The sequence below is a fragment of the Aliiroseovarius sp. PTFE2010 genome (genome assembly GCF_049943335.1).
Lineage (GTDB): Bacteria > Pseudomonadota > Alphaproteobacteria > Rhodobacterales > Rhodobacteraceae > JBNFVY01.
The window spans coordinates 1-3,540 of record NZ_JBNFVY010000026.1 but is presented as its reverse complement, the minus strand read 5'-3'; the positions used below and the strand labels follow the sequence as shown (position 1 = coordinate 3,540).

Annotated in this window: 3 protein-coding genes and 1 pseudogene; all 4 read right to left on the bottom strand. The window is 59.2% G+C overall.

The genetic code is table 11. The features are described 5' to 3' along the window. Positions 1–776: enoyl-CoA hydratase-related protein (locus ACP2AV_RS15580; protein WP_426373686.1), on the bottom strand; the 776-nt coding region annotated here is incomplete at its 3' end. Positions 777–965: 189 nt separating this feature from the next. Then, the gene (locus ACP2AV_RS15575; protein ID WP_426373685.1) at positions 966–2,561 is read right to left on the bottom strand and encodes an acyl-CoA carboxylase subunit beta; all 1,596 of its coding nucleotides are present in this window, start codon (positions 2,559–2,561) and stop codon (positions 966–968) included. Beyond that, the gene (locus ACP2AV_RS15570; protein ID WP_426373684.1) at positions 2,561–3,070 is read right to left on the bottom strand and encodes a biotin/lipoyl-containing protein; all 510 of its coding nucleotides are present in this window, start codon (positions 3,068–3,070) and stop codon (positions 2,561–2,563) included. The genes ACP2AV_RS15575 and ACP2AV_RS15570 overlap by 1 nt, the downstream gene beginning before the upstream one ends. After that, positions 3,070–3,540 (bottom strand): annotated as a pseudogene (locus tag ACP2AV_RS15565) (biotin carboxylase); the annotation flags it as partial. The gene ACP2AV_RS15570 and the pseudogene ACP2AV_RS15565, both read right to left, overlap by 1 nt.

The window sequence follows — 3,540 nt, the reverse complement described above, 5'->3', positions numbered from 1 at the left end:
GTCCATTTCGGCGCGCGCTTCTCGACAAAAGCCGAAAAACCCTCCCGCGCATCTTCCGTCTGCGCTATCCGGGGCAACATCGTTTCCGCAAAACGGAATTGCTGTTCGATCGTCATGTCCTGCATCGCATGATAGGAATACTTGCCAAGCCGAACCGCCGAAGGAGAGCGGGCCGTGATCTGGCTGGTCAATTCTTCCACCTTGGCGTCAAGCGCATCGGGTTCCGTCACATAGTTGACGATGCCGTATTCCAGCGCCTGCTCAGCGCTCCAGGGTTCGCCGGTGATGTACATCTCCAGCAAACGCCGACGCGGTATCACCCGCATCATCTGCGGCATGATCATCATCGGAAACAGGCCGATCTTGACCTCGGGCGTGGCAATCTTGGCCGTGTTGGACATAACGGCAATATCGCACGCGCAGACAAGCCCCGACCCGCCGCCCATGGCATGGCCATTGATCCGGCCGATAATTGGCTTGTTGCAGTTTTCCATCAAGGTGAACAGGCGAACAACGAAATGCCCCGGCTGCGAGATGTCTCCGGTGAACGGCCCGCCATCCTTGCCGGCCTTCAGGTCTCCGCCGGCGCAAAATGCACGGTCCCCTGCTCCGGTCAGAACAATGACCAGCACGTCGTCGTCTTGCTGCGCCGTCTCAAAGGCGGCGATAAGTTCCTCTACGGTCGGCACATTCAACGGGTTGCGTTTTTCCGCATTGTTGATGGTGATCGTGGCCGTCCTGTCTTTGATTTCCAGCAGCACATTTTTGTCAGACATATCTTTCTCCATTTTTCAGGCTTTTTCGTCGCGCATTCTTTCTTCGCCAACATCACAGCATACAAAACGACTGGAAAACTTTGCGCGCGGCTATGCATGCCCTGCGCCCCGATCCAGACACCGGCCAGACCAAGCCCTTGGAATCCAGGGCTTTGAACCGGCTTTTTTTGATCTTGCTTTGTCGGCTCCCTACATTCTGAAAACGCCGTAGTGCGGCGCGTTCGGCGTAACACCGGCCGCGCAAGCCAACGCGATCCCAAGCATGTTGCGCGTATCCAGCGGATCGATGATCCCATCGTCATAAAGCCGCGACGTAAACCAATAAGCCGAGGTTTCGTTTTCAGCCTTGGCACGCACACGGTTGCGCAGTTCCAGAACCGACTCTTCGCTCAGGTCGGGGTCGTCACGGCGCATCTGCGCCAGCTTGACGTCACCCAGTGTCCGCGCGGCCTGTTCCGGCCCCATCACGCCCATCTGCGCGTTGGGCCAGGACATGATAAGGCGGGGGTCCCACGCGCGGCCGCACATACCGTAATATCCGGCGCCAAACGCGCCCGAGGTCAGCACCGTCAGCTTGGGCACTTCAGAGCCGGCTTGCGCCATCAGCATCTTGGCGCCGTCCTTGGTAATGCCGCGTTCCTCATATTCCCGGCCGATCATGTAACCGGTGGTATTCTGAAGGAAGATAAGCGGCGTTTTGGTCTGGTTGCACAGCTGAATGAAATGCGCGGCCTTGAGCGAGCTGTCGTTGAACAACACCCCGTTGTTGCCAAGAATTCCGACCTTGCAGCCCCAGATGCGGGCATAGCCCGTCACCAGCGTGGTCCCGAAATTCGGCTGGTATTCGTGAAAGCGTGACCCATCGACGATGCGCGCAATGACTTCGCGCATGTCAAACCGGACGCGGTAATCAGTCGGCACGATGCCGTAGATTTCACTGGGATCGTAATAAGGGTCTTCGGGGGCGGTCCAATCGAAAGCGCGCGATCTGCGGGGGAACGTGCCGACGATTTCACGCGCCATTGCGATACCGGCCTCTTCGGAATCGACGGGGTAATCGCCGGTGCCCGAGATCGACGTGTGCATGTCTGCGCCGCCAAGGTCGTTGACCGAGACTTCTTCGCCAGTGGCCGCCTTGACCAACGGCGGCCCGCCCAGGAAAATCGCGCCGGTGTCGCGTACGATGATGGTGTGCTCGCAAAGAGCCGGGACATAGGCCCCACCCGCCGTGCAATGGCCGCAAACAATGGCGACCTGCGGGATACCTTTTTTCGAAAGGATGCACTGATTGCGGAACACCCGCCCGCCCGGAGCGAAAACGCCCGACATTTCCTCTAGATAGCCGCCCGCGCTATCGCAGATATGGACCACCGGCAGTTCGTTCTCCAAGGCAAACTCAAGCGCGCGCACGATTTTCGGCACGGACATGGGATACCATGCGCCGCCCTTGTTGGAACTGTCGTCAGCATGGATGACCACCTCACGCCCGGCAATCACGCCGACGCCAGTGATGATGTTGGCTCCGGGCGCCTGTCCATCATAAAGATCATTCGCAGCCAGGCTTGAAAATTCCAGGAACGGCGTTCCAGGGTCCAGCAGCAGTTCCAGCCGCTGGCGAGCCAGCATTTTGTTCTGCCGCTTCAACCGGTCGAGATCCCGCTGGGGGCGATCATGACGCGTCTTGTCCTGCACCTCGTGAAAGCGGTTGACGACCTCTTGCATCCGGGCCGCCGCCTCTTTGAATTCGGCCGAGTCCGGGCGAATTTGGGTTTCCATCCGTCTCATTAATCCGTCTCCTCCTGCGGTTCCAGACGCAGCAAGACGTCTTTGCCGCCGAAACTGTCACCCGCGGCAAAGGGCACTTCGGCGACGAGACCGTCGCGCGGAGCTGTGATCGTGGTTTCCAGTTTCATGCTTTCGATTACGAGCAGCGCCTGACCTTCTGTGACCGCGTCACCGGGGGCTACCGATACCGACACTACGACGCCGGGCATGGGGGCAAGCATCTGATCGCGCGATGCGCCACTTCCTGCTTTATCCAGGGCATCTGCTGGATCGGTCCGTCCGATTTCGTAGGCACGCCCATTGAAGTGGATAAATGTTGCGCTCTCGCTCACGGCAATGCGCATCGGGATACGGGTGCCCGATAGATCCAGCGTATAAGCGCCTTTGCCGGCAGCCTCTTCAAGGGCACAGGGAATTTCGCGTTCCCCCATATGCAGGACATGACCTTGGCGCGTCGAAGCCAGCCAGACCGGAATTTCTTCCCCGTCAACTTCCAAAATGCGGCGCATCAGTTTCTCCAGTTCCCCATAATTCGGTAGATTTCAGGCACGTCTTCCAGCGCTTTCACCAGGCGCGCATCGGAAAGCACTGTGGCGGCTGCCAGAATGTCGGTACTGGCAGGATCGCAATCTTGCTTCAGTGCCTCCGCCTCCTCTGACAGGAAGCCGGTCGATACTTCGCCGGAACAAAATTTCGGATGGGCAAGGATCGCATCCAGATAGCTCAGATTGGTGGTGACCCCCAAAATGACATAGTCCTGAGCGGCGCGGCGTCCCCGCGCAATGGCTTCGTCGCGGTCGCGCCCATGCACGATCAGTTTGGACAGCATCGGGTCGAAATCGGTCGTCACCTTGCCGCCGTCCAGAATGCCGCTGTCCACGCGAACGCCTTCGCCGCGCGGCTCGTCCAGCAGCAGGATGTCCCCGATCGCGGGGCGGAAATCGGCGCTCGCGTCTTCGGCGCAGATGCGCAGTTCGAT